29 protein-coding genes are annotated in these 25,635 nt (G+C 60.7%); 15 read left to right on the forward strand and 14 right to left on the reverse strand.

Going from position 1 to position 25,635, the window contains the following annotated elements; genetic code table 11:
• Positions 1-224 precede the first annotated feature (224 nt).
• Positions 225-956, forward strand: coding sequence for a ParA family protein (locus Q9Q94_RS09105; RefSeq protein ID WP_305979748.1), 732 nt, complete (start codon positions 225-227; stop codon positions 954-956).
• A gap of 42 nt (positions 957-998) precedes the next feature.
• Here Q9Q94_RS09105 and Q9Q94_RS09110 read toward each other — a convergent pair whose 3' ends face one another.
• From Q9Q94_RS09110 to Q9Q94_RS09120, 3 genes are all read right to left on the reverse strand, one after another.
• Complete coding sequence (locus Q9Q94_RS09110) at positions 999-1,418, reverse strand: bacteriohemerythrin (protein WP_305979749.1); 420 nt, start codon at positions 1,416-1,418, stop codon at positions 999-1,001.
• A 261-nt stretch (positions 1,419-1,679) separates the two neighbouring features.
• On the reverse strand, positions 1,680-1,964 hold the full coding sequence (locus Q9Q94_RS09115; RefSeq protein WP_305979750.1) for a hypothetical protein: 285 nt from the start codon (positions 1,962-1,964) through the stop codon (positions 1,680-1,682).
• 111 nt (positions 1,965-2,075) lie between these two features.
• Positions 2,076-2,777: a phosphatase PAP2 family protein gene (locus Q9Q94_RS09120; protein ID WP_305979751.1), complete on the reverse strand. Its 702-nt coding sequence runs from the start codon at positions 2,775-2,777 to the stop codon at positions 2,076-2,078.
• Between the two features lie 182 nt (positions 2,778-2,959).
• Here Q9Q94_RS09120 and Q9Q94_RS09125 point away from each other — a divergent pair, with 182 nt between their 5' ends.
• The 4 genes from Q9Q94_RS09125 (at position 2,960) to Q9Q94_RS09140 (ending at position 5,234) form a co-directional block, all read left to right on the forward strand.
• Entirely contained in the window at positions 2,960-4,033 is a 1,074-nt protein-coding gene (locus tag Q9Q94_RS09125; protein ID WP_305979752.1) for an acyltransferase, read from the forward strand.
• A gap of 16 nt (positions 4,034-4,049) precedes the next feature.
• Positions 4,050-4,460: a PilZ domain-containing protein gene (locus Q9Q94_RS09130; protein WP_305979753.1), complete on the forward strand. Its 411-nt coding sequence runs from the start codon at positions 4,050-4,052 to the stop codon at positions 4,458-4,460.
• Between the two features lie 4 nt (positions 4,461-4,464).
• The gene (locus Q9Q94_RS09135) at positions 4,465-4,887 is read left to right on the forward strand and encodes a YkgJ family cysteine cluster protein (RefSeq protein WP_305979754.1); all 423 of its coding nucleotides are present in this window, start codon (positions 4,465-4,467) and stop codon (positions 4,885-4,887) included.
• A gap of 206 nt (positions 4,888-5,093) precedes the next feature.
• Positions 5,094-5,234 (forward strand): hypothetical protein, encoded by a 141-nt coding sequence (locus Q9Q94_RS09140; RefSeq protein ID WP_305979755.1) that lies wholly within the window; start codon positions 5,094-5,096, stop codon positions 5,232-5,234.
• 42 nt (positions 5,235-5,276) lie between these two features.
• On the opposite strand, the gene Q9Q94_RS09145 is transcribed toward Q9Q94_RS09140, so the two are convergent.
• On the reverse strand, positions 5,277-6,104 hold the full coding sequence (locus Q9Q94_RS09145; RefSeq protein ID WP_305979756.1) for a S1/P1 nuclease: 828 nt from the start codon (positions 6,102-6,104) through the stop codon (positions 5,277-5,279).
• A gap of 15 nt (positions 6,105-6,119) precedes the next feature.
• A complete protein-coding gene (locus tag Q9Q94_RS09150; protein WP_305979757.1) occupies positions 6,120-6,326 on the reverse strand; it encodes a SlyX family protein in 207 nt (68 codons plus the stop codon).
• A gap of 91 nt (positions 6,327-6,417) precedes the next feature.
• On the opposite strand from Q9Q94_RS09150, the gene Q9Q94_RS09155 reads away from it, so the two are divergent.
• Positions 6,418-7,032: a YitT family protein gene (locus Q9Q94_RS09155; RefSeq protein ID WP_305979758.1), complete on the forward strand. Its 615-nt coding sequence runs from the start codon at positions 6,418-6,420 to the stop codon at positions 7,030-7,032.
• Positions 7,033-7,884, forward strand: a complete 852-nt coding sequence (locus Q9Q94_RS09160) for a sulfurtransferase (protein ID WP_305979759.1) — start codon at positions 7,033-7,035, stop codon at positions 7,882-7,884. It abuts the gene before it with no gap.
• 118 nt (positions 7,885-8,002) lie between these two features.
• Here the strand turns inward: Q9Q94_RS09160 and Q9Q94_RS09165 are convergent, their stop codons facing one another.
• Positions 8,003-8,899 (reverse strand): restriction endonuclease, encoded by an 897-nt coding sequence (locus Q9Q94_RS09165; protein ID WP_305979760.1) that lies wholly within the window; start codon positions 8,897-8,899, stop codon positions 8,003-8,005.
• A 161-nt stretch (positions 8,900-9,060) separates the two neighbouring features.
• Here Q9Q94_RS09165 and Q9Q94_RS09170 point away from each other — a divergent pair, with 161 nt between their 5' ends.
• From Q9Q94_RS09170 to Q9Q94_RS09185, 4 genes are all read left to right on the forward strand, one after another.
• Positions 9,061-9,567: a hypothetical protein gene (locus Q9Q94_RS09170; RefSeq protein WP_305979761.1), complete on the forward strand. Its 507-nt coding sequence runs from the start codon at positions 9,061-9,063 to the stop codon at positions 9,565-9,567.
• Positions 9,568-9,616: 49 nt separating this feature from the next.
• Positions 9,617-10,462 (forward strand): 23S rRNA (adenine(2030)-N(6))-methyltransferase RlmJ, encoded by an 846-nt coding sequence (locus tag Q9Q94_RS09175; protein WP_305979762.1) that lies wholly within the window; start codon positions 9,617-9,619, stop codon positions 10,460-10,462.
• Between the two features lie 92 nt (positions 10,463-10,554).
• Positions 10,555-10,902, forward strand: coding sequence for a hypothetical protein (locus Q9Q94_RS09180; RefSeq protein ID WP_305979763.1), 348 nt, complete (start codon positions 10,555-10,557; stop codon positions 10,900-10,902).
• Between the two features lie 144 nt (positions 10,903-11,046).
• Positions 11,047-13,971, forward strand: coding sequence for a PAS domain S-box protein (locus Q9Q94_RS09185; RefSeq protein ID WP_305979764.1), 2,925 nt, complete (start codon positions 11,047-11,049; stop codon positions 13,969-13,971).
• A gap of 148 nt (positions 13,972-14,119) precedes the next feature.
• Here Q9Q94_RS09185 and Q9Q94_RS09190 read toward each other — a convergent pair whose 3' ends face one another.
• Positions 14,120-15,022 (reverse strand): hypothetical protein, encoded by a 903-nt coding sequence (locus Q9Q94_RS09190; protein ID WP_305979765.1) that lies wholly within the window; start codon positions 15,020-15,022, stop codon positions 14,120-14,122.
• A 209-nt stretch (positions 15,023-15,231) separates the two neighbouring features.
• Between Q9Q94_RS09190 and Q9Q94_RS09195 the strand changes: the two genes are divergently transcribed.
• Together Q9Q94_RS09195 and Q9Q94_RS09200 are read left to right on the forward strand one after the other, a co-directional pair.
• Positions 15,232-16,179, forward strand: a complete 948-nt coding sequence (locus Q9Q94_RS09195) for a DMT family transporter (RefSeq protein WP_305979766.1) — start codon at positions 15,232-15,234, stop codon at positions 16,177-16,179.
• Positions 16,176-16,508: a DUF3301 domain-containing protein gene (locus Q9Q94_RS09200; protein WP_371929836.1), complete on the forward strand. Its 333-nt coding sequence runs from the start codon at positions 16,176-16,178 to the stop codon at positions 16,506-16,508. The genes Q9Q94_RS09195 and Q9Q94_RS09200 overlap by 4 nt, the downstream gene beginning before the upstream one ends.
• Positions 16,509-16,626: 118 nt before the next feature.
• On the opposite strand, the gene Q9Q94_RS09205 is transcribed toward Q9Q94_RS09200, so the two are convergent.
• Complete coding sequence (locus tag Q9Q94_RS09205; RefSeq protein ID WP_305980276.1) at positions 16,627-17,790, reverse strand: ROK family transcriptional regulator; 1,164 nt, start codon at positions 17,788-17,790, stop codon at positions 16,627-16,629.
• A gap of 266 nt (positions 17,791-18,056) precedes the next feature.
• Between Q9Q94_RS09205 and Q9Q94_RS09210 the strand changes: the two genes are divergently transcribed.
• Positions 18,057-19,355 (forward strand): uracil-xanthine permease family protein, encoded by a 1,299-nt coding sequence (locus Q9Q94_RS09210; RefSeq protein ID WP_305979767.1) that lies wholly within the window; start codon positions 18,057-18,059, stop codon positions 19,353-19,355.
• Positions 19,356-19,490: 135 nt separating this feature from the next.
• Here Q9Q94_RS09210 and Q9Q94_RS09215 read toward each other — a convergent pair whose 3' ends face one another.
• Genes Q9Q94_RS09215 through guaB form a run of 6 tightly spaced genes read right to left on the reverse strand, consistent with a single transcriptional unit; the run spans position 19,491 to position 25,041 of the window.
• A complete protein-coding gene (locus Q9Q94_RS09215; protein ID WP_305979768.1) occupies positions 19,491-19,970 on the reverse strand; it encodes a L,D-transpeptidase in 480 nt (159 codons plus the stop codon).
• Positions 19,971-19,981: 11 nt separating this feature from the next.
• Positions 19,982-20,452, reverse strand: coding sequence for a tRNA adenosine(34) deaminase TadA (gene tadA, locus Q9Q94_RS09220; RefSeq protein ID WP_305979769.1), 471 nt, complete (start codon positions 20,450-20,452; stop codon positions 19,982-19,984).
• Entirely contained in the window at positions 20,449-20,661 is a 213-nt protein-coding gene (locus tag Q9Q94_RS09225; protein WP_305979770.1) for a DUF6116 family protein, read from the reverse strand. The genes tadA and Q9Q94_RS09225 overlap by 4 nt, the downstream gene beginning before the upstream one ends.
• Before the next feature lie 7 nt (positions 20,662-20,668).
• The gene (gene guaA / locus Q9Q94_RS09230) at positions 20,669-22,222 is read right to left on the reverse strand and encodes a glutamine-hydrolyzing GMP synthase (protein WP_371929837.1); all 1,554 of its coding nucleotides are present in this window, start codon (positions 22,220-22,222) and stop codon (positions 20,669-20,671) included.
• Between the two features lie 6 nt (positions 22,223-22,228).
• The gene (locus Q9Q94_RS09235) at positions 22,229-23,518 is read right to left on the reverse strand and encodes an MFS transporter (protein WP_305979771.1); all 1,290 of its coding nucleotides are present in this window, start codon (positions 23,516-23,518) and stop codon (positions 22,229-22,231) included.
• Positions 23,519-23,574: 56 nt separating this feature from the next.
• Complete coding sequence (gene guaB / locus Q9Q94_RS09240; protein WP_305979772.1) at positions 23,575-25,041, reverse strand: IMP dehydrogenase; 1,467 nt, start codon at positions 25,039-25,041, stop codon at positions 23,575-23,577.
• Positions 25,042-25,134: 93 nt separating this feature from the next.
• On the opposite strand from guaB, the gene Q9Q94_RS09245 reads away from it, so the two are divergent.
• Positions 25,135-25,632 (forward strand): DUF4124 domain-containing protein, encoded by a 498-nt coding sequence (locus tag Q9Q94_RS09245; protein WP_305979773.1) that lies wholly within the window; start codon positions 25,135-25,137, stop codon positions 25,630-25,632.
• Positions 25,633-25,635 lie beyond the last annotated feature (3 nt).

The following is a 25,635-nucleotide window of genomic DNA, read 5'->3' on the forward strand; positions in this document are numbered from 1 at the left end:
AGCATTTTTTGACCGTTCTGTATCACAACGCCGAGCAGGGTGACGCCCCTTCAGATTTTCGTGGAGTATTTTCAAAGCCACGCCCTGCAAGGCTTTTCTTCCAGGAAATGCCCCCTTGCAGGGGACGAAACCCCTCCTACAATGAAACTTCATGACAAACGGCGCCACTTTGCTGGTTGTTTGAAATAATCTTCTCATCCGCACACGACCGGGGATTTCCTTCAATGACCGTGATCGCAATCGTCAACCGCAAGGGCGGTTCAGGCAAATCAACGCTGGCTACCCATGTTGCAGCCTATCTCGCATCGCGGGGTCAGGAGGTCATGCTTGGAGATGTGGATCGTCAGCAATCCTCACGGCTGTGGCTGAACCTGCGCACGCAGCAATTACCGAAAATTCACGGCTGGTCGATCGACGAAAACAATTTCGCCCGCCCTCCGGCAGGCGTCAAGCACGTGGTGCTGGATACGCCCGGCGGTTTTCACGGTTTCAACCTGATGAAGGTAACGATGTACGCTGATGCGATCCTGATCCCGGTCACCTCTGGTGTATTCGATCGGGAAGCGGCTCAGGAAACCCTGCGTGAGCTGCGCACCCTGCCAAGAATCGCAACCGGGAAATGTCAGCTTGGCTGCATGGGCATGCGGATTGATGGGCGCACCAGAAACGGAACTGCTTTGCACGAATGGGCCGAAACGCAGGCCATACCTCATCTGGGCACGATCCGTCTGGCGCAGGCCTACAGCAAATGCATGGAGCGGGGATGGTCGATCTTCGACTTCCCGATTGAAAAAGTAGCTGCGTATCGTGAGGAATGGCAGGGCCTCACGCACTGGCTGGATTTGCTGCTGTCTGCGGCTCCGGCCGCTCCGGGCAGCCGTCTGGAGCGCCCGGAAATTTCACGCCCGCCCAGCAGCCTGATCTTGCCGTCGACAAACGCCTTGCGGCGCGCTTGAAGACCCGCCCGGACCGGGCGGGCTTTCTCCTGCTGAATCGTGTCAGGCAGCGGCGACTGTAGCGCCTTCGCCACGAATTGCTGCAGCCAACGCCATATCGCGTACCAGCACATGCTCGCGCAGCCAGCTGGCAAGAAACTGATCAATATCCAGCTGAGCGGTACGAGCACCACGTGCCATGCGTGATTGCAGCGCACAGACTTCGCTCACGAAACGATCATGCTCAGCCTTGTGCACGACATAGTGCGGATAGCTGATCTTGCGCATGAACTCCTCTTCGCGCGAGAAATGCGCCTCGGCATACTCGCGCAGGGCATCGACAATGCTCTGGGTTTCCTGGTTGATCTGGCCGCTGCCCATATCCTGATGCAGACGCTCGAGCAGATTGAAGAGATTGCGGTGATCTTCATCGATCAGGGGGTTTCCCACGGCGAGATCTTCTGTCCATTTCAAGAGGTTCATGCTTGCTCCTTGTGATGCCTGAATAAAAAGACTGTAGTCGCGAGGCACCGGAAAGGCACCTGCAAAATTTTCGTCAATGATTGCCGGCCCCAGAATGTGCGGGTTGACCCAAAGCATCCCGGCGCAGTTTTATTGGCCGGCTTGACTGATTTCTACGCTAGGCACTGAGCCAGAGCAAATACGGCCAGCCTGCAAACAAAAAAAGGGCCAGCACCCAAGGTGTGGCCCTTTTTTCAACAAACCGGCCATAGGCCGGCCGAATCATTCAGCAGCAAGCGTGGAGGCAAATACTGCATCAGAGTTATCGGGGAACTGATAACGGGCGAAAGCGCCGCGAATTTCGTCCATGTGCTGACTGGCGTCCTTGTTGAGGAAATTGATCCCCAGCGGGCGGCCATTCGTAGCCAGCGTCATGAAGGCAAAACGCCAGCGCCAGGTTTCAGCCAGACGTTCACGCAATTGCGATTCATTGGTGATCGCCACCCCTGCAGCCTTCAACGACTCCAGAAACTCGGCGTAGGTTTGATCACAAATCTGTTGTCCCATCTCAATCGTCCTTTCAGTGCTGCAACAAGCGTGTTGCCTCCTCCATGAGGCAAATAACGAGGCAGAAAGAATCCGGTTGACAGGTTTTTCAGATTTTTCGCTCTTCCTTGCTCAGACGGATTGCGTCGTCAGGGCCTGGGGGCGGGCCAACACCGTAAAACCATCCCGCCGGATCAAGGACAGCCAGGCCACGCCACCTCCCAGAGCAATTCCTGCAACCACATCAATGGCGACGTGCTGCTTGGTCGCCATGGTCGAATAAACAATCGCGGCACACCACAGCCAGTTCAGAAGGAGACCTCTTCGTCCTGTACCAAATGCACGCAGGATGTGATGCAACCAGACTCCGGAAAATACGGCAGTGGCGACATGCAGCGAGGGACATGCATTCCCGGCAGCATCCACTCCCTTGAGAAAATCCACCCCGGGATACTGCGCCCAGTCGATATTGGCGGGTGGAACCGCTGTCGGCCACAAGAAGAAGATGGCTAGCCCGCTCAGGCACAGTACCGCCGCCCAGATGCCATACAGGACGATTTCACGACTGCGCACCATGAACGTGGGAGGCAGCGAAACATACAGCCACAACGAGACATAGGGCAGCAATGCCAGGGGCTGAAAACTGATCAGATCATCCAGCACGCCGGTTGGCATCACCGTAACCGGCCGATAAGGGTTTTTCAGAAGGTGGATGTAGGCCAGAAAGAATACAAACGTAAAAGCCGGCGTCCCCAGACACTTCAGCCAGAAACGCTGCGCCAGCACCGGCACGAAACGCCGTAACCATGAAGTTTGCCGCTTGCTGTCGATCAAGAAATACTCCCACTGAGGCGCATTGAACGGTGGCATTGTGCCAAATCAATGCTCCTTGCGGTCATCACCGCACTGGACACTCGTCGGACAAATCCATAAAATCCATTTATTCAATAGCTTGCAACACCCAGAATGTTTTTCATGACCCTTCGGGGGCCGCATTTCCCAGGCGGATCCACCTCATGAGTGCCTCGACGCGGCGCATGCCATTTGTCGACACGCTCAAAGCTATTGCTTCTCAGCTGATCGTGCTTCATCACCTTGCGTTCTACGGACCGATGTCCGATATCGCCTATCCACTGGCGGCAGGCAGCATCGACTGGCTATACGAATACGGTCGCATGGCAGTGCAGGTGTTTCTGGTGGTGGCAGGCTATCTGGCCGCCCGCAGCCTGGCGCCAGCTGGCATTCCGGCAGACATTGCACCGATCAGACAGATCTGGGCCCGTTACTGCCGTCTCGCCCTGCCCCTGTTTGTTGCACTATTGCTGAGCATTATCAGTGCCGCAATTGCACGCCAGTTGATGGACCATCCGTCAATTTCCGCAGCCCCCACGCCATGGCAAGTGCTGAGTCACATCCTGCTGCTGCAGAACCTGCTGGATCATGAAGCACTGTCCGCCGGAGTCTGGTACGTCGCCATTGATTTCCAGCTCTTTGTCATACTGATAGTCAGCCTGTGGTTTGCCCGGAAAAGGGCCAATCCGGCGTTCATGGCGCCGTTTCTGATAACGGTGCTCGCTGCCGCAGCTCTGCTGCATTTCAATCGGCAGGACAACTGGGATAACTGGGGGCTGTATTTCTTTGGTTCCTACGCCCTTGGCATCGCCGCAGCATGGGTCGGTCAGCCCCGGCGCGCAACAGGCTGGTCATTGCTGATCCTGAGCCTGACCGTCATCGCACTGCTCCTGGACTTCCGCCTGCGTATCGGCATAGCGCTGGGTACGGCCCTGCTGCTGGTTGTCAGCGGACACCAGAAGCTGAATGCCAGATGGCCGGACTTTCGTCTCATGGCATGGCTTGGGCGGATTTCATACTCGCTTTTCCTGATTCATTTCCCGGTCTGCTTGCTGGTAAATGCCCTGATGTTTCATTTTGCGCCACACTCGCCAGCCCTCAACCTGATGGGAATGGGGCTGGCCTGGCTGCTCAGCATCGGCGCAGGAGCCCTGTTTTACTACGGCATAGAAGCCCGCATCGGTCGCCTGCTCGCCGGAGCCTCCCGTTCAACCACCAAACAAACTGGCACTGCCTGAAGAAAGCCTCTGTTCGATGACCCACTCCGAGACTTATGCCGAGCGCCGTCAGCGCCAACGCTTCGCAGCCCTGCGTGAAGGCAAACCCTGCATCGATGTCCGCATCAATGAACAACGCCTGCCGGTGATCGATTTATCCATTGACGGATTCAGCATCCCGGCCGGTTTGGTCGCAAACGGCGACGAATTCGATTTCGAGATGCGTCTGATCGACGGTTTTGGCGACAAGGTCCGCGGTCGCGCCCGGGCGGTGAACATGGTCGGGGACACAAGCAGCGGGCAGAGTGGCTGCATATTCCTGACGCTGACCGAAACTGAACAGAAGACCTTGCAGGAATGGCTGACCGTCATCGTGATTTGTGGCGCATCTGTTCGCCTTACCCCGCATGAGGCCGAGGCCATCGTAAAAGGTCCGTCACTGATCTGAACCCATGAAAAAGCAAATCGTCATCCACAGCGCCGACCCCGACAATCTCGACACCTGGGTCAAATACAGCAACGGGCTCTGTGACAGCTGCCATGCCGTTTGCTGCACCATGCCGGCGGAGATCCGGGCACGCGATCTGGTGCGCATGGGCCTGCTGAGCGAATTTGATCTGGAAACCGATCTCAAGCAGCTTGCCCGCGGCCTGCAGAAACAGGGGGTGATCGAGCACTTCAATTTCCGCCACGGCCTGTTCACGCTGGCACGTCGCGCCAATGGCGATTGCAGCTTCCTTGACACCCGGACGCGCCGCTGCACCATCTATGAACAACGCCCGGATACCTGCCGCAACCATCCGCAGAAAATCGGTCCGCGCCCCGGCTTCTGTCCCTACCGGCAAGAGCAGGCAGGTTCCAGCCGTAGCCGATAAGGTGAGCCGGCGGCACAGCTCCTTTGATACGGTTATTCAGAAGACAGAAGAAGCGGGAGAGAGGCCCTGCCCCGCTCAACCTTCCAGCGGGATTCCGGAAGCACACCGTTTCTGGCAGAAACGAGGTCTATACTGGCTGCAGTGGTGCCCTTCTGCCAGATGGCAGACACGCAATGTGAGTGGCACCCACTACTTGGGAGATCTCCATGAGCAAAGCCCAGAAAAGCAATAAGGAAGCGAAGAAAGCGCCGAGCATGTCGCTGAAGGAAAAACGCGAGGCCAAACACGCCAAGAAACACGCGCGTGACGTTCCGTCCCTGCTGCCACCCACGGCAGCCCATCACTGATCCGCATGGCGGGAACTGACAAGGTTCCCGCGCGCGGCCTGTCTATTGCAGGGCTTCGTTGAGCAACTGAGCCAGCCGCAGGCCTGCGCGCTCGACCTGCTGGCGCACAACCGGCACACTGCGCTGCTGATAGGCCGCATCAAGAACAAAGGGCTCAGGCAACCTGACATCGCTGCAAACGAATCCTGCCAGAGGTTCGTAACTGTCATGCAGGGCTACATCACGGGCTTCGATCATCCACTGCGTCGGCGCATCTGCGGCCAGGCGTTCCACACTCTCCAGCCGCGCCCCGGATTTCCAGCCTTTGAGTGCGGCGTCCAGCAGTTGCCCATCCCACACGGTATGAAAAGTGGCGTCAGGCTTCAAATCAAACCCTTCAAGCACGACTTTTGCGCTACCACCATTGCGGTTGATACCTGAATGCAAGGGCATGTGCAGATCGCCCACCAGATGCACCACCCATTTCAGGGCTTCGTTCCGCGCCCGCGGCGATTGCTGATGATCACGCAAAACAGCCGCATAACGGATGATCAGCTGGTCAACACATGCCCCATCCTTGCAGCTCCCGAGTTTCTGGCCACACACCTGATTGCTGCGCACATGCCAGCCCCTGTAGGCCGCCGGGTCTGTCTTGACGGCTACGTCGCGGATTTCATCAGGCCATGAGGCGACCGCCGCCAGGCTCTTGCGCCCCGAGGGCTGCTCGTAGCGATCCAGATCGTCACGCAGAAGCACTTCCACCTGCGCGAGAGTCGCCGGGCTCAAATTGGCCTGTGCCAGCGCAGCGATGGCGGCATGCCCACGCCCATTCCAGGCCATGCAGGGTGAAGACAGCAGGACGGCACACAGCACCAGCCAGACGTTACGCATCCGGATCTCCAGAAATCAGTAGTGAGGAGGAATTTCTTCACGCAAATCACGCTTCTCGGCGCTCCCTGCACTGCTGCCCTGCATCTGCTGATAGAGCAAGCGGATCTGTGCCTGCAACTGGTCGATCTGGGCTTGCTGGCGATAGACCGTACGGTTGAGTTCATCCAGCAAATCTTCGGCAAAACACAGCTTGCCTTCCAGATGATTGATGCGGTCTTCCATGCTGCCACCCGGCCTGCGGTTGAGGAGCGCGGATTGTACGCCTGGCAACAAATGGCTGATACTTCGGGCTTGCTGCAATCAGATCATTTCCATGTCCGACACCCTTCCCGGGCCGATCGCCCATACCGTTTTCGAAGACATCCAGGCCCTGCTGGTCGCTCCGCTGTTCATGGCGCTGGCCGTGGTCTTTTTCCGTCAGGCCGGCTTGCTCACTGGCGGCAGCGCCGGTCTGGCCTTTCTGCTGCATTACCTCTCGGGCTGGCGCTTTGGTCTGCTTTTTTTCCTGCTCAATCTCCCCTTCTACATCTTTGCGATCCGCTCGCTGGGCTGGTTGTTCACACTCAAGACCTTTGCCGCCATCGCCCTGCTTTCGCTCTACAGTGAATTCCTGCCCCGGCTGATTCAGCTTGATCTGCTGCATCCGGTTTTCGCCGCCATCATGGGCGGTCTGCTGGCCGGCATCAGCCTGCTGATCCTGATCCGCCACAAGGCCAGCCTGGGAGGGCTGGGCGTGCTGGCCATCTTCCTGCAGGAACGTTATGGCATCAGTGCCGGCAAATTCCAGATGGGCGCAGACTGCGCCATCGTGCTAGCCGCCTTTTTCGTCGTCGATCCCTGGCACGTCACCCTCTCGATCCTGGGTGCCGTCGCGTTGAACCTGGTGATCGCCGTCAATCACAAACCCGGTCGTTACATGGGGATCTGAATGTCTTTCACCACGCTAGTTTCCGCCGAAACCCTGCAGGCAAATCTGGGCAACCCGGACTGGATCGTCTTTGACGTCCGCCACGATCTGGGCAATCTGGCCGCCGGCCGTCTGGCCTATGCGGCAGGCCACATTCCCGGTGCATTGTTCCTGCACATGGACGAAGATCTGTCCGCAGCCAAAACCGGCAGGAATGGTCGCCACCCCTTGCCGGACCGCGCGGACTTCGCCGCCCGGCTTGCGCAACTTGGCGTAAATGCCACCAGCCAGGTCGTGGTGTATGACGCACAAGGCGGAATGACTGCGGCGCGTCTGTGGTGGATGTTGCGCTGGCTGGGGCATGAAGCAGTGGCCATGCTGGATGGCGGCCTGCCCGCTTGGCAAGCGCTCGGCGGCTCGCTGGAAGCGGCGTCCCCCGGCGCTCGCCCGACAGGCACTCTGCAACTGCAGGCCTCGCTGGTCACGACCGCCTCCGCAGCCGAGGTGCTCGCCAATCTGGACACGCAAGCACGGCAGGTCATCGACGCACGCGGGCCGGATCGTTTCCGCGGTGAAAACGAGACCATGGACCCGGTGGGTGGTCATATCCCTGGTGCGCGCAATCGCTGCTTCCGCGACAATCTGCAGGCCGACAATCGCTTCAAGCCGGCAGACGTCCTGCGCCACGAATTTGCAGCCGTGCTGCAGGACACTCCGGCCAGCAAAGTGATCGCCCAGTGCGGTTCCGGCGTGACGGCCTGCCACAATCTGCTCGCCATGCAGATCGCCGGGCTGCCCGGTGCGGCCCTGTACCCCGGCTCGTGGAGTGAGTGGTGCAGTGATCCGGCCCGGCCAGTCGCTACTGGAGAATGAAATAGGGGCAGACTGAAGAGCCGCTTGCAGCGGGCCTCTTCAATCACACCCCAGCAGGAACAAGGCGCAACGCCGCTCTCCGGCCATGCCTACTGAAGAAGCAGGCTGCAGGCGGGTCTCAGCTTTGCATGCCCAATGTTGCCTTGCATCGCGGAAAGGCCCGGCACCCCCAGTAGCGCCCCTGCTCGTTCTGCCGCGAAATCATCTTGAGGCCACAGGTCGGACAGGAAGGCGTGGTGTAGTCCCCCTCCACAGCCAGATTGAGCAAGCGCTGGCTTTCGTCATGCGGCAGGCGGTTGATCATCGAGAGGAACATGCGGTCATCAATCAGGGTGATCTGCATTGATTTGGCGGCACGCTGGGCCGCTTCATCAAAACTCCACGCTCCCATGAAGAACGCGCGACTCACGCCCGACTCCACCATGCGTCGCTGCAAGGCTTCGATTGCTTCAGTACCGACTTCCTGTTCACCGCGAGCCTTGCAATGCAGCAGCGCAAAAGGCGCCTGTTCATCATCCGGCGTGCGTGCGCCCTGATAGAGGCGCACCTCCATGCTGCCATCTGCGCCCACTCCGGCCAGCTCACCAGTCAGCCCACGCTCCCGGTAGAACGCCAGGCAAACATCAGCCATGCGCCGCCACTCCAGCACGTGCAATAACTCAACAGTCCATTTGCGCGGCTTGCTTGCTGATTGCGGCGCAGCCGCACTGACCACTGCATCCAGCGTCGATGGGCTTGCTGCAGCATCGGAGAGCAGCACCACCGGCTCTTCATCGCCAGCCTGCGCGGGATCGTACGCCTGTTGATAACGAAACACGGCCAGTGCAGCCAGACCGAAACTCAGAATCGTCGCCAGCCACTGCACGCCAGCCACCGCATGCCCTGCATACAGGCGCGGCAGCACATAGCCCAGCAGAAATACGCCACAGGCCCGCCAGGCAGCAGCTTGCCAGGACAGTCCCCACAGCGGCGCAAGCGGACCCGGATCAGCCGGATGCAAACGGGTTGCTGGCATGTACTGTCTCCCTCGAACTCCAGTTATTCATGCCCGCATGATAGACAGTTGGCGCCGACACCCTGGCCTGCAGGTGAAGGTGTTCAGACGAGTGGCGGAATCCCCTTCTCTTGCGGGCGCTAGACTTGCGCATCGGCTGATACGACCCTCTGGGGCTCTCCATGAACGCCAACGCAGATCAAACTTCTCACCCCTCTCGCAGCCTGCATATCGTCGTCGCCATCGCCGCGGGGGCGCTGCTCGTGTTGCTGGCACGCATGGCCACCGACAGCCTGCTCCCGCCCCACCCGGTCGTCACCGCGCCTGTACCACAAAGCGTCGCGGCCAGTCAGCCTAGTTCTTCCCTCACCGACCCCCAGGAGGAAGACCCCGCCGTGGCATGGGCCCGCCAGGAGCGACTGGAGCGCGAAAAACAACTGATCGAGCAGAACCGTTTGCGTCGCGAGCAGAAACTCCAGGAAGCCATCGCCAGCCGCGACCAGGCGGCCGAAATTGCCCGCCTGGATCAGGAACGCATCGATCAGGCCTGGACACGCTTCTACAAGAAGCCGAAGAAATGCGACAACGCCAGCGACCAGAGCATCATCGTCGAGTGCGGCAATCATTACATCCGCGAGCGTCAGCGCTTCGACAAACTCTGGGCAGACGGCAAAATCTCCGCGCGATAGGCAACGAAACACCTACAATCCGGGCTGGATTCCGCAGACCTCCCGCCCCATGCTCAGCTATCGTCACTCCTATCACGCCGGCAATCATGCCGACGTTCTCAAGCACGCCATCCTCGTCCAGCTTCTGCGCTATCTGGGCCAGAAGGACAAGGCATTCTGGGTCATTGACACCCATGCCGGCGCCGGCATCTATGCGCTTGACTCCATCCACGCCGAGAAACTTGGCGAATACCGCGATGGCATCGGTCGCCTGTGGGAGCGTCAGGATCTGCCCCCCATTTTTGCGGACTATGTCGCCGAGGTCCGTGCCCTCAACGGCGACGGCCCGCTGCGCGCCTATCCCGGCTCCCCCTGGCTGGCGCAACGGGCTTTGCGCGAGCAGGACCGACTACGCCTGTTTGAATTGCATGGCACCGATTTCCGCACCCTCGACAGCTATTTTGGCCAGCACGGCAAACAGGCCATGGTGTATGCCGACGATGGTTTTGCCCACCTCAAAGCCCTGCTGCCACCGCCTCCACGACGAGCCCTGACGCTGATCGATCCCTCCTACGAGCTGCGTGAGGATTACGCCCGGCTGATCCAGGTACTGAAGGACTCGCTGTTGCGCTTCCCTACCGGCATGTATGCGATCTGGTATCCAATGCTGGCCAAACCGGAATCAAAGCAACTGCCACACAAGCTCAAGGCGCTTGGCGTTGCCAACTGGCTTCACGTATCCCTGTCGGTACGCAACCCCTCGCCAGACGGCATCGGCATGCATGGCAGCGGCATGTTCATCATCAACCCGCCCTGGACGCTGGCACAAACGCTTCAGAGCGCAATGCCCTGGCTGGTCGAAACACTGGCAACCGATCCTGGCGCCAGCTTTGCTCTGGAACACGAATCAGCCTGACAAGCCGACATGCGAACAGGCTAGAATCACCTTGCCGTCCAGCCCGTTGTCCGGGCTTTTCAACCTCGCACCAGCACTCAAGGGAGTTATCCATGCGCAAGACCATGATCGTTGCCCTCAGCACCCTGTTTGTCGCCAATGCAGCCTTCGCCGCCACCTGCGACGAACAGGCCGTCGAAAAGAAACTGGCGGGAGCAGCCAAGACCAGTTTTCTGAAGAAGTGCGAAGCCGACAGCAAATCCGCCGCCAGCGGCTGTGATGCCCAGGCTGCCGAGAAAAAACTGGCCGGCGCGGCCAAGACCAGTTTCCTGAAAAAATGTGAAGCCGATGGCAAATCTGCAGAAGCCAGCAGCGCCTGCGAAGCCCAGGCCGCAGAAAAGAAGCTGGCTGGCGCCGCCAAGAACAGTTTTGTCAAAAAATGCGTGGCTGACGCAAAGTAAATCATCCCGCACAGGGGGCGCCAAGCCCCCTGTTGTCAGATTCTGCCCACAAGTACCATGACGAATCCCGCCCGGATGTCGTCAACACCTTAATTCCGTAGAACCTGCTACTGCCCGGCCCCTGCTGGCGCCCTGAGCCATTCGATGATGAATCTGCTGTGGATCAAGAATCTGTCCGGCCAGCATGTCAGAGCCGGCGGCAAACCTCTGCTCCTGCGTCGCCTGCGCCATGGTGTACTGTTTTTCTATTTCCTCACGCTGCTCATGGTGCTGCTGGCAACCGCCTGGCTCAGCCTGCAGGACTATCGCAACACCTTGCAGGAAGCAGAGCGCCAATCCCTCTCGCTGGCCCGTTCGCTGGAAGAGCACACCACCCGTTCGCTGGTCTCTGTGGAACAGGCCATGCAGAATCTGGTGGAAGATTTTGGCCGTGCCGGTGGTGTCGAACGCATGGACGAACACTGGGCTCACGAGCGCCTCAAGAGCAAGGTCGAGCTGACCCCACAGATCCGCGCCATCATCGCCATGGATGCAAAAGGCATCCTGCAGGCACATGGCCTCGAATATCCGACCCGACGGGTCAACCTCTCTGACCGCACCTACTTCTCCTATCACCAGAACAGGAACGACATCCGCCTGCGCATTGGCGAGCCCATCATCAGCCGCACGGATTACAAGTGGCTGATTCCGGTCACCCGACGCATCAACACCCCTGACAACAGCTTCGGCGGTGTCATGCTTTCGGGTGTGGAGCCCGATTACTTCCTGCACTTCTACGACTCCCTGCATCTGGATCGCGGGACCCGCATCCAGTTGATGCGCAGCGACGGCATCCTGCTGCTCAACTACCCGCTGGACATCACCTTGCTGGGCACCAACCTCCGGGACAACGACCCGGATGGTTTTGCGCGACTGCAAGCCAGCAACACCGCGTTCCTGCCCAAACCCCGCGAAAGTGGCAAGCAGTTCATTGCCCAGCTGGCCAGCGCGGACATGCCGATTGTCGTGCGCATCATCACCGACGGCGATCATGTCCTCGCAAAATTCTCCCAGGACACCCGCGTCCGCATCGCATCTGCCACGCTGGTGCTGCTGATAATGACCAGCATGCTGTTCCTGCTGTTGCGGCAGATCCATCGTGTCGAGGATTCCGAATCGCGCCTGCATCTGACCCAGTTTGCAGTCGACGAATCCCCTGACATGATCCTGTGGTGTGACCAGAATGGTCGTGTGCGCTACGCCAACCGGCGCCTGGCCGAATTGAGCCAGCACACTCCCACCGAGTTGCTGGGCCTCGCCTTTGCCGACCTGATCGGTAATGGCGATCTGCGCTGGGAAAAACTTCACGCCGAACTACAGGCGCAGCAACGCCTGAATCTGGAAAGTGTGCTGCGCCGCAAGAGCGGAGCACTGGTGCCGGTGGAGCTGACCCTTTCGCTGATTGCCGACAAGCAACGTCAATACCTGTGCATTACGGCGCGCGACATCACGGAACGGCACGCGGCCCAGCAGGAGCTGCGCCGTCATCGCGACCACCTGCAGGATCTGGTGGCCGAGCGCACTGCCGAAATCCGTACCATGCTCGACGCCAATCCGCTGGCCATCGTGCTCAGCGTGCACGACCACATGCAGCTGGTCAATCCGGCATTCGAAGCCCTGTTCGGCTACAGCATGAACAGCATCAGCGGCCTGCCCGAAAGCCTGATCCATGCCTCAGCCGCCAGCCATAGCACGGTGCGCAGCGCCATCCAGAGCCGCATTTCACTGGGTGGCACCTATCGTGGCGAAGCCGAATTGCGCCGCAGCGACGGCTCGCTGTTCTGGGCGATGCTTTTCGCCCGTGCCGTGCAGCCGGATGAACCCGAACGCGGCGTGATCTTCATCATCGAGGATGTCAGCGCCCAGCGCGCTGCGGCCTTGGCCCTGCGCCAGTCCGAACAGCTCAAGCGCTCGGTGCTCGACACCACCACCGATGGTTTTGCCCTGATCGATCATCAGCGTCGCTTTGTCGACGTCAATCAGGCCCTGTGCCGCCAGCTCGGAATCAGCCGCATCACCATGCTCGGGCAGACGCCCGAAACCATCTGGAGCGAGCCCCTCGCCAGCCAGATTTTTCCGAAACAGCCGGGCCGCCAGGAACAGCCCGCCCAACTCGAAGTTGAACTGCCGGTACATGACGGCCAGAAACATCCCTTCCTGGTCAGCCATGGTGTCATCCATGGCGAGCGTGGCGAAATCGAGCACACTTTCGCCTTTCTCACGGACATCGCCTACCAGAAAGAAATTGAACGCTCGCTTGTCGAAGCCAAGGATGCCGCGGAAACCGCCAACCACGCCAAGAGCATTTTCCTGACCAACATGTCGCATGAGCTGCGCACGCCGATGCACGCCATCCTGTCTTTCTCCGAGATGGGCTTGCAGAAGACCCAGGTGCCACAGGAGGCCGATCTGGCCCGCTATTTCGAGCGCATCCAGAACTCGGGCAAGCGCCTGCTGACCCTGCTCAATGACCTGCTCGACATGTCGCGCATGGAAGCGGACAAGATGCGCTACGACAAGGCTCGCCACTTCCTGCAGAACACCCTGCAGGCCGCAGCGACCGAAGTCTCCTCGCTGCTCAGCGCCAAGAGATTGAGCATCGAGATCAATGACAAGCTGCCACGCATTGCCGCCGTCTATGACCGCGTACGCATCACCCAGGTCATCATCAACCTGCTGTCAAACGCCATCCGCTTCAGCCCGCCCGGGGGGTGCATCCACATTGCCGGCCTGCACGAAACGGCCGACGACGGCACGTCCTGGGTCGGCTTCACCCTGCGTGACGAAGGTCCCGGAATTCCCCAAGCCGAACTTGAACGGATCTTCGACAGCTTCGAGCAAAGCTCGCAGAGCCAGCCGGTCGGCGGCACCGGGCTGGGTCTGACCATCAGCCGGCGCATCATGCTTGACCACGGCGGCAGCATCCTGGCCAGCAATCACCCGGATGGAGGGGCCGTTTTCACGGTCAGGCTGCCGGGTGAACAGCGCGCCCAGACGAGCGACGCCTCGCCAGTCACGCCGGAGGCATGATGCAGGCCATGCCTCCTGTCACCCGCATGCATGCTGCCTCGCAAGCCAGGCCAGCCGCCGATCCGCGTCAGGCAAGGATCTCCACGAGGCATGCCCGCAGAGTGGCGCCAGAGGCGGCTTTGCGGAACACGCCTTCAGCGCCGGCGATTCAGCGTCCGTAAGTCTTGCTGAAAATTTCGCAGCGCTCGACGAATTCGGCGCAGCTCTTGGGCATCGACACCCGGGCCCGGGTAACGTCGGAAATCAACCCGCGCGCCTGATGGATCAGGCGGACCCCGTGCTCAGCCTCGCGAATCTGGGCTTCATCGGGGTTTTCCGGCAAGTTCGGCACGTAGTTGCGCAGGCGCTCGCCCGCCACCGAGAAACGTGCCCAAACATCGAAAATGTCCGCATCGGTACGCAGCACTTCGCTCTTGATGTGTGCGGTACGGGCAAATTCGCGGGTCAGATCGGCCACGCGATCAAACATCGGATGGTGTTCAAAGGTGCGCACCAATGCATCGGCAACCGTGTCGATGTCGCGCATGGCCAGGGCAATCTTGTTGTAACGGCTTTCGTAGAACGCCTCGACAGGAATCGAGAACGCCTTGAAAGGCTCGCCCCACAGCTCGTCAATCCCCTCGTCACCACTGCGATGCAGGACCGACTTGCCCAGAGTCAGCGCTTCCTGCAGGCAACGCCCGCACTCGCGCATCAGGGCATTGTCCGAAGCGATTTCCACCCCCAGCGCCTGCAGGTCGACCAGCTTGGTGAAAATATCCGTCGCCCGGTTGAACAGCGCCCCGGCGAGCATCGCGCCCTTGACCCGTTTCAGCTCCGGATCAAGCTCCTCATCGTAGGCCGCACGTGCCTCACCCAGACGCCGCCCGGGAATGTTGATGCCGTGTTCGACGTGATTGAACAGGCGTCGCGTCAGCGCCTCGATCAGCCGCTTCTTGGCTTCCAGCGTACTCGCCGGAGCCTCGTAGGTCTTGATCCAGTAGCCGTAGTAATAAACGCGCTCGACGCCGTCAATGATCTGTTTGGTGCCGCAGGGAATGGAATCGCTCATGGTGTACAACCGCCAGACAATCGGAATGCGGCCGTCACTCTACTGCGTTTCCAGCGAATGACCAGCCCCTTCGTTGTATTGCTGCCAACTATTCCACACCCTGCATCATGGCAGCTTCCCGCCCCCGCGCTCCCCGCGGGAAAGCGCAGAATTTTGACCCGCCCCCAGGCAAAAGGCCGGCCAGAGAAAGATCCGGGCTAAACTGCCGCATGCCTTTTCAAACCCTTCTCCAGGGCGTCCTCAGTGCACTGGGCGCCGGCGTTGTCTGGGGCCTGGTCTTCGTGGCCCCGCAGATCCTGTCCGACTATCCGCCTGCCATGCTGGCCTTCGGCCGTTATCTGGCCTTTGGCCTGATCTGCCTGCCGCTGGCATGGCGCGACCGCCGTCGTCTGGCCCTGCTGGAGCGGCGCGACTGGCTGGCCGCACTGGAACTCTCCCTGATCGGCAACATCCTGTATTACCTGAGTCTCGCCGCCGCCATCCAGCTCGCCGGCGGTGCCCTGCCCACACTGATCATCGGCACCCTGCCGGTGGTGATCGCGATTGTTTCCAACACCCACGCCAATCCCCTGCCCTGGCGCCACCTGCTGCCCTCGCTGGCGGTCATTGTGCTGGGTATCGCTCTGGTCAACCAGCATGAGCTCGCTCAGCTGCACGGCACGGCACACTATGGTCTGGGCGCCATTCTGGCGATTGCCGCACTGGCCTGCTGGACCTGGTATCCGGTGCGCAACGCGCGCTGGCTGCGCCTGCATCCCGGCCTGTCATCCAGCACCTGGGCCACCGCGCAAGGCCTGACGACCCTGCCGCTGTCCTTGATCGGCATGTCCGGCGCCGGGCTTTGGTTTGCCGGCGAGGCAGGTTTTGCATTTCCGCTGGGACCACGACCGCTCGTCTACACCGGGCTGATGCTGGCGATCGGTCTGCTCGCCTCCTGGCTGGGCACCCTGCTGTGGAACCGGGCCAGCCGCCTGCTGCCCACGGCACTGGTCGGGCAGATGATCGTGTTTGAAACCCTTGCTGCACTGAGCTACGCCTTCCTGTGGCGCGGCAGTCTGCCAACACTGCCGGTGGCTGCAGGCATCCTGCTGCTGATTACAGGCGTATTGCTCGGCGTGCGTGCCTTTCAACATCAGACAACGGGAGAAACGGGATGATGGAAAGTCTGCTGGCCTTGATCCTGCTGGCCCTTCTGGCCTGGTACTGGCAGGATGGCCTGAAGGCACGTGAAGTCGGCGTAGCGGCCGCGCGCGAAGCCTGTGCCGCCGAAGGCCTGCAATTTCTCGACGATACCGTGGCACAGAGCGGCCTGCGCCTGCTGCGCGGGGAGGATGGGCGCATGCGCCTGCAACGCAGCTTTGCGTTTGAATACAGCTTCAGCGGCGACGACCGTCAGCCCGGCTACGTGACCCTGCTCGGTCACGAGGTCACGATGCTCCACACCAGCGCCCGCCCTCCTGAAGAGCCGCCCCCCGCCTTGCACTGAAGGCAGGCATGCCGAAGAGGCTTACGCGGCCGGCCTCTCCGGTCATGCCATCTGAAGAAGCCCTGTGGAAGCGGATCCCAGGGGTGGTGGCATTCCCTCGCCTATTGCGAACACGCCCTTAGATCGGCAGCAAGAGCTTGTGCAACACCAGCGCCGCACCGCCGGCAGGAATTGCCAGCTCGCCGAAGCGCGATTCGGTAATCGGCGGAATGTCCAGATTGGCCGTCTGCGCCAGCGCCGCAAAGGTCTGGCGAGCCGGTCCCATGAGCGCGCTGCCCAGACGACAGCTTTCCCCGCCCAGCACGATCAGCGCCGGATCAAGGGTCGCCCACAGGTTATGCAACAGCACACCAAGACGCTCTCCCGCCGTTGCCAGCCCAGCCAGGGTTGCCGGATCCCCTGCACGTGTCCGCGCTTCCAGTTCTTCGATACTGCAGCCCAGACCATTAGCCATGGCCTGCAGACCAATGAATGCCTCGGCGCAGCCTGAGCGACCGCAGGAGCAGCGTGGACCATTCGCCTGCAACTGGATATGGCCGACTTCGCCGGCAAAACCACGCCCGCCCAGCAGCAAGCGCCCACCAACCACCACCCCCGAGCCGACCCCCACGCCGATGCTCAGATAAAGCAAGGGATCCCCGATCGGGACAGAGGCAAATTCGACCTCGCCAAGCGCCGCCACGTCGGCATCGTTCTGCACGAACAGCGCAATCCCGGGAGCGCCCAGCGCCTCCAGAGCCATGCCCAGTGCTTCGCGCACCGGCACGTTGCGCCAGCCCAGATTCGGCGCCACAGCCATCACGCCACTGGCTTCGAGCACAGCACCGGGCACCCCGACGCCAACCCCCAGCAACTCGCGACGGGCGCTCGTCAGATTGGCCACTTGCGTAACAATCAACTCTGCCAGTTGTTGCAGCACCTTTTCAGGAGCCGCCTGACGCGAGAAACCGGCGCGCACGCACTCAAGCACTTCGCCGTCCAGACTCATGCTGGTCACGCACAGATGGTCCACACCGAGTTCGGCGCCAATCATCGCCAGGCGCCGCCCATCCAGGCGCAAGGGCGTGGGACGTCGCCCGATCGCGCCGGTGACCAGCACCGTGTCCTCGCGCAACCAGCCGTCGTCGATGAGCTCCTGGACCAGCAGACTGACCGTAGACTTGGTCAATCCGGTTTCTATTGAAAGTTCAGCGCGTGACAGTCCGGGCTGGCTGCGAACCAGCCGGACCAGCGCCATGCGATTGATGCGTTTGAGCAAACGCTGATCGCCGGTAATCGCCATCAAACCTTGTCTCCACCCATGTAATATTTTTTCTTACACAAATTGTAGGCTAGTACGAAGGTTATAGGTGCGCACACTCGGGTCGGAAGGCCAAGCATTTCACGCTCGAGCCTAATTATTTTGTCCTCAGACCCCTTGTTTTCCAATAAACTGCCGTTCGTCCGAAGACTGCCGGCCAGGCAGCGCGTCGTCACCTTCCCCGGCAGGATCATACCGTCTTCAGTTCAACATCGCGGCACATCATGCCGCTCTCGGGGAGTATGTACATGCACGAAGTTCCCATCCAGGCCGGCAATTCGTCCGGCCCCGTCTGGCGCCAGGCCATCTCCGGCGCACAAATCCTGTTCGTCGCCTTCGGCGCGCTGGTGCTGGTGCCGCTGCTCACCGGGTTGAACCCGAGCATGGCATTGCTCGGTGCCGGTGTCGGCACCCTGCTGTTCCAGCTGGTCACCAAACGTCAGGTGCCGATCTTTCTCGGCTCCAGTTTCGCCTTCATCGCCCCGATCATCTATGCCACCTCGCACTGGGGCCTGCCCGCCACCATGGGCGCGCTGGCCTGTGTCAGCGTGATGTATTTCGTCTTCGCCGGGGTCATTGCCCGCCATGGCGTGGAAATCGTGCACAAATTCATGCCGCCGGTGGTCATCGGCCCGATCATCATGGTGATCGGCCTGTCGCTCGCAGGCGTGGCCGTAAACATGGCCATGGGCAAGGCCGGCACCACCATCGGCTACGGCCCCTCGCTGCTGCTTGCCTCTGTTTCGCTTGCCACCACGGTGATCGTATCGATCTTCGCGCACCGCTTCCTCAAGCTGATCCCGATCCTGATCGGTGTGGGCGTCGGTTATATCCTTGCCGCCGTGCTGGGTTACATTGATTTCAGCAAGGTCGCTGCTGCGCCCTGGTTCGCCATGCCGAACTTCGTGGCCCCAGAGTTCAACATTTCCGCAATCCTGTTCATGCTGCCAGTCGCACTTGCCCCGGCCATCGAGCACGTCGGCAACGTGATTGCCGTCGGCGGCCTCACCGGCAAGGACTACACCGCCCAGCCGGGTCTGCACCGCACCTTGGCCGGCGACGGCCTCGGCGTACTCTTTGCAGGCATGGTCGGCGGCCCCCCGATCACCACCTACGCCGAAGTGACCGGCGCCCTGACCCTGACCCGCAACTTCAATCCGGTCATCATGACCTGGGCGGCCGTCTTTGCCGTGGCCATGGCTTTCGTCGGCAAGTTCAACGCCGTGCTGCAATCGATCCCGACCCCCGTGATGGGCGGCATCATGATCCTGCTGTTCGGCTCGATCGCCGCCATCGGCCTGAAGACGCTGGTCAGCGACCGTACCGATCTGGAACAGCCGCGCAATCTGGTGATTGTCTCGACCGTACTGGTGCTGGGCATCGGCGGTTTCGTGGTCGATATCAACCTGCAGTCGGTCGCACAATGGCTGCAAAGCACGCTGAGCTTGAACATCGAACTCGGCAGTTTCGTGCTGCAGGGCGTCAGTCTGTGCGGCGTGGTCGCCATCCTGCTGAACCTGATCCTGCCCAAGATCCGCAAGGAGTAAGCCTCGCAACAAGGCCCTGCCGGAAAGCCGCACAGAGCCTTGCTGGGCACGCACAAAGGCCGGAGAAGCCCGCAGCATGCGGCTCTCCGGCCTTTTTAATGTGACATTGCTGCAGCGCGCTGACTCAGCGCCGCATCACGCCTCGATGCGCACGGGTGTTCCTGCTGCAACCAGATCGAACAGCTCGATCACATCCCGATTGCGCATGCGGATGCAGCCATGTGAGGCGGACACGCCCATCGGCTCGCTGTCTGGCGTGCCGTGGATGTAGATGTAGCGGCGCATGCTGTCGACATCGCCGAGGCGGTTGCAGCCAAGCTCGCAGCCCGAAAGCCAGAGGATGCGACTGAGAATCCAGTCGCGGCCGGGAAACTGCTCATGCAATTCCGGCGTCCAGATTTCACCGGTCGGGCGGCGTGCTTTGAATACGGCCCCGCACGGCTGGCCCGCGCCAATTTTTACCCGAATGATGTGCCGCCCGCGTGGCGTCTGAAAGCTGCCTGCCTGTTCCCCCGCCCCCAGAGCGGCTGTCGAGATGGCATAGCGGCGAATCGGCGTCCCGCTTGCGTCTGCAAGGATCATGCTCTGCGAGGCAATACCGATGCGGATCTCCACGCCATGACTCCTCAGGCTGTCATCACGCGCTGACGCTTGGCAGCGAAAAAGGCGGACAGCAACTGGCTGCACTCATCGGCCAGCACCCCACCTTCGATGCCGGCATGGTGATTCAGGCGTTCGTTCGCATAGAGATCGAAGACGCTGCCGGCGACGCCGGTTTTCGGATCTTTCGCGCCGTACACGACGCGCGCAATCCGCGCATGGAAGATAGCGCCGCTGCACATCGCGCAGGGCTCCAGCGTCACATACAGCTCACAGCCGGGCAGACGATAGTTGCCCAGATTCTTCGCCGCATCGCGCAGTGCCATCACCTCGGCATGCGCGGTCGGGTCGTGCCGGCCAATCGGGTGATTGAAGCCGCGCCCGACGATCTGCCCATCGAACACAACCACCGCGCCGACCGGCACTTCATCAAGCGTACCGGCCTCGCGCGCCAGCATCAGGGCTTCGCGCATGAACGCTTCGTCACGCTCGCTCATCGCGGCTCCTTGCGCTGCTTCCAGGCGGCCAGCAGCAGCGTCAACAATCCCAGCAGGATTTCATCGATAAAAGGAATGAAATCCGGCAGGAACAGATCAAAAACAAACAGTCCCAAGACCAGCAGGAACAGATGCGGAAAGCGCAGCCGCTGCGCAAAGCCCAGCAAGGCGCCGGGCAGGACTTTCGCGATCAGACGCGCAACGGCCATGCGGTTCTTATTCCCACTCGATGGTTGCCGGCGGCTTGCCGGACACGTCATACACGACCCGGTTGATGCCGCGCACTTCGTTGATGATGCGATTGCTGACCTTGCCCAGCAGTTCATAGGGCAGTTCGGCCCACTTGGCAGTCATGAAGTCGGAGGTGCACACGGCACGCAGGGCCACGACGTATTCGTAGGTGCGGCCATCACCCATCACGCCCACGCTCTTGACCGGCAGGAACACGGCAAAGGCCTGGCTGGTCTTGTCGTACCAGTCGAAGGCGCGCAGCTCGTCGATAAAGATCGCATCCGCGCGACGCAGCAGATCGCAGTATTCTTTCTTCACTTCGCCGAGCACGCGCACGCCGAGGCCCGGACCCGGGAAGGGGTGACGATAGACCATCTCGTGCGGCAGGCCCAGCGCCACGCCGAGTTCGCGGACTTCATCCTTGAACAGCTCGCGCAGCGGCTCCAAGAGGCTCAGCTTCAAGGTATCCGGCAGACCGCCGACATTGTGGTGACTCTTGATGGTGTGGGCCTTCTTGGTCTTGGCACCCGCGGATTCGATCACGTCCGGGTAGATCGTGCCCTGGGCCAGCCATTTGGCGCTGGGCAGCTTGGCAGACTCGGCCTGAAAGACTTCAACGAACTCGCGGCCGATGATCTTGCGCTTGGCCTCGGGATCAGTCACGCCGGCCAGATGACCCATGAACTGCTCGGTGGCGTTCACGTGAATCACCTTCACGCCCAGATGCTTGTTGAAAATGTTCATGACCTGCTCGCCTTCGTTCAGGCGCAGCAGACCGTTATCGACGAACACGCAGGTGAGCTGATCGCCAATGGCACGGTGGATCAGTGCGGCGGCCACGGAAGAATCGACGCCGCCGGACAGGCCCAGAATCACTTCATCCGAGCCGACCTGCTCGCGGATCTTGGCCACGGCCTGCTCGATGTAGTTCGGCATGGTCCAGGACGGTTCGGCATTGCAGATCTGCAGCACGAAGCGATTGAGCATGTCGCGCCCCTTGAGGGTATGCGTCACCTCCGGGTGGAACTGCACGGCGTAGAAACCGCGTGCTTCGTCGGCAATGGCGGCAATCGGACAGGCTTCGTTGCTGGCGATGATCTTGAAGCCGGCAGGCAGCTGGGTGACCTTGTCGCCATGGCTCATCCACACTTCGAGGAAATTCTCACCGGCATCGCCGACACGGTCTTCCAGACCATCAAAGAACTGGCTGACCTGCGTCTGGATTTCGGCAAAGCCGAATTCGCGCACCTTGCCGGCCTCAACCTTGCCACCCAGCGCCTGTGCCATCCACTGCATGCCGTAACAGATGCCCAGTACCGGCACGCCCAGCTCGAAGAGCTTCGGGTCGGCTTGATAGTCAGACTCGTATACCGAATTCGGCCCGCCTGAAAGGATGATGCCGGTCGGGTTGAATTCGCGGATGAAGTCGATGGAAACGTCAAAGGAATGCAGTTCGCAATAGACGTGTGCTTCGCGCACGCGACGGGCGATCAACTGGCTGACCTGGGAACCGAAATCGAGGATGAGGATCTTGTGCATGATGGATCAGGGCGTGGCGGAATCGGAGGAGGCTGCCGAAGTGGCGACAGCCAGACTGGCTTTGTGCGTCATCAGGTAACGCATGGCAAGAAACGCAGCCGCAGCTTGCAGCAGCGCACAGAAAAACAGGGGGGCACCGACGCGCCAATCTTGCGGTGGCAAATGTGAAACCGTTGCCAGCAAGGGGGCGCTCAGTATCGGTGCCAGCACCGCCATCAGGCTGTTGAGCGAAGACACGGCGCCCATGGTCTGTCCCTGGTTGTGGGCTTCGGCAGAATTCGAGATCAGGCTCTGCACCGCAGCAGTGGCGCCAAAGGCCAGCACATTGCAGGCGATCACGGCGTACATCATCCAGCCAGCGGTCGCCATGCCCCACAGGAAATACGCGACGGCGCCGGAAGCCAGACCGATGGCGGCGAGTTTGCGGGCGCCAAACCAACGCAGGAAGTGCTTGAGCAGAAAACCCTGCACCAGCACTGACATGACGCCAACCGCAAACAGCGACCAGCCGTTCTCACCCGGCCCCCAGCCGAAACGGAAGCTGTTGTGCAGCACCCAGCTGGTGTGCAGGGTGAATTGCGCCAGGGAGGCCAGCGCCACGACAGCCACCAGTGGCCCGACACCCTTGAGCTGGCTCAGCTTGCGCAACGATGAAACCGGATTGGCCGAACGCCAGTGGATGGGTTTGCGACGCTCGACCGGCAAGGACTCCGGCAACACGAAATAGCCGTACAGCCAGTTGATGATTGCCAAGGAGCCTGCCACAAAAAACGGCAGGTGCAGGTTGATGGCCCCGAGGATGCCGCCCATCACCGGACCAAGGATGAAGCCCATGCCGAACATGGCCCCCAGCATGCCGAAGCGCCGCGCACGCTGCTCGGGCGGAGTGATGTCTGCTACATAGGCATTCGCGACCGCGGCATTGGCCTGCATGGCGCCACCAACCAGGCGTACGCCGATGAGCATGGCCAGTGAAGTCGCCATGGCTGTCGCAAAGAAATTCAGCGCCAGACCACAGAAGCCCAGCAACAGTACTGGACGACGCCCATAGCGGTCGGACAGGGCGCCTAGGATCGGCGAGCCGATGAAGTTGGCAAAACCGAAGGCAAACGCTACCGCTCCATACCACCAGGCCTGCTCGGCAGGGTTGCTGGTGAAACTGCCGACAAGTGCGGGAAGCACCGGGATGATCAGACCGATCGAGATCATGTCGATCAGCACGGTGATCATGATGAAACCGATCCCCGCATTGCGGCCCTTGGAGTTCTGCTCGGGTACCGGTGCGGGGTGGTTCATCAAGCGTGGTTCCGGGATTCGTGAGGCCGGGCCGCTCTTGCAGCGGCCCGGACGACTCAGTCTACGTGGTGATAGTTGGGAGCTTCTTTGGTGATCTGCACATCATGCACGTGCGATTCACGGATGCCTGCCGAAGTGATTTCCACGAATTCGGCGCGTGCGCGCATCTCCTCGATGCTGCTGCACCCCACATAACCCATGGACGAACGCAGCCCCCCCATCAACTGATGGATCACCGCACCGACCGGCCCCTTGTAGGCGACACGACCTTCGATCCCCTCGGGAACCAGCTTCTCGGCGTTGCCGCCTTCGTTGTCCTGGAAGTAACGATCCGCAGAGCCCTGCTGCATTGCGCCCAGCGAGCCCATGCCACGGTAGGACTTGTAGCTGCGGCCCTGGAACAGCACGGTTTCACCCGGCGCTTCTTCGGTACCGGCGAACAGGCCGCCGAGCATCACGCAGTTGGCACCGGCCGCGATGGCCTTGGAAATATCGCCCGAATAGCGAATGCCGCCATCCGCGATGAACGGAATGCCTTGCGCAGCAAGCGCATTGGCCACATTGTCGATGGCCGTGATTTGCGGCACACCCACACCGGCAACGATACGTGTGGTGCAGATCGAACCCGGACCAATCCCGACCTTGACCGCATCAGCACCGGCATCCACCAGCGCCAGCGCGGCAGCAGCGGTGGCGATGTTGCCGCCAATCACTTCAACCTGCGGGAAATTCTTCTTGACCCAATTGACCCGGTTCAGCACGCCTTGCGAATGACCGTGCGCGGTGTCCACTACGATCACATCCACGCCAGCTTCAGCCAGCAGTTCGCAACGTTCTTCGGTGCCTTCACCCACGCCAACCGCTGCACCAACACGCAAACGACCTTGCGCATCCTTGGCTGCCAGCGGGTGTTCGGTAGCTTTCTGGATATCCTTCACGGTGATCAGACCATACAGGTCACCGTTCGCTTTGAGCACCAGCACACGCTCAAGGCGGTTCCTGTGCATCAGGGCCTTGGCTTCGTCCAGCGTGGCGCCTTCCTGCACGGTGATCAAACGCTCACGCGGCGTCATGATGGCGGAGACCGGCTGATCGAGATTGGTCTCGAAGCGCAGATCGCGGTTGGTAACGATACCGACAACCTTCTTGCCCTCGACCACCGGCAGACCGGAAATCTTGTGCAGACGCGTCAGCGCAGTGACTTCACGCACGGTCAGGGTCGGCGGAATCGTGATCGGGTCACGCAGGACGCCGGATTCAAACCGTTTGACCCTGGCCACTTCCTGCGCCTGCTGCTTGGGTGTAAGGTTCTTGTGAACGATGCCGATGCCACCTTCCTGTGCCAGCGCAATGGCCAGACGGGATTCGGTGACGGTATCCATGGCAGCGGATACCAGCGGAAGGTTCAGGGTGATGTTGCGCGTCAAGCGCGTTGCGAGGCTGACATCACGCGGGAGGACGTTGGAATGGGCGGGGACCAGCAGAACGTCATCGAACGTCAGCGCCTTCTGGATCAAACGCATGTCTATAATCCTTACCGGCAAATCGGCATTATACAGGCGGAGTGGCGCGGCGTGAATCCGCCCGGCACTTCAAGGAAACACAAAGGAGCATTCATGGCTTGCAAATCAGCGTCCAGACTAATTACAACCTTGGTCGCCTGCCTGTTGCCACTGGCAGCCGGAGCACAGATCTACACCTGGAAGGACGCCAACGGGCGCACTCATTTCTCGGACCAGCCCTCGGCTGCAGCGGACGCAAAACCAGTCCGCGGCAACATCGTTCCACTGGACGAAGAAACTCCGCGTACGGCCAGTTCGGCCCCGAAGGATGCCAAGGCATCCGGCCCCAAGACCTGGGAAGATCAGGATCGCGACTTCAAGCAGCGCCAGGCAGAGAAAGCCGAAGCCGATGCCAAGGCCAAGAAGGAAAAAGACGCCAAGAACCAGAAGGATCAGTATTGCAGCAGTTTGCGCAGCAATCTGGCCATGCTGGAACGCGGCGGACGCGTCAGCAAGCCGGATGCAAACGGTGAACCCAATTTTCTTTCTGACAACCAATTGAAAAGTGAAGCCGATCGGGTTCGAAGTCAGATTGCCAAAGACTGCAAATAGACT

It is taken from the genome of Uliginosibacterium sp. 31-16, from assembly GCF_030730865.1.
Taxonomy (GTDB): domain Bacteria; phylum Pseudomonadota; class Gammaproteobacteria; order Burkholderiales; family Rhodocyclaceae; genus Uliginosibacterium.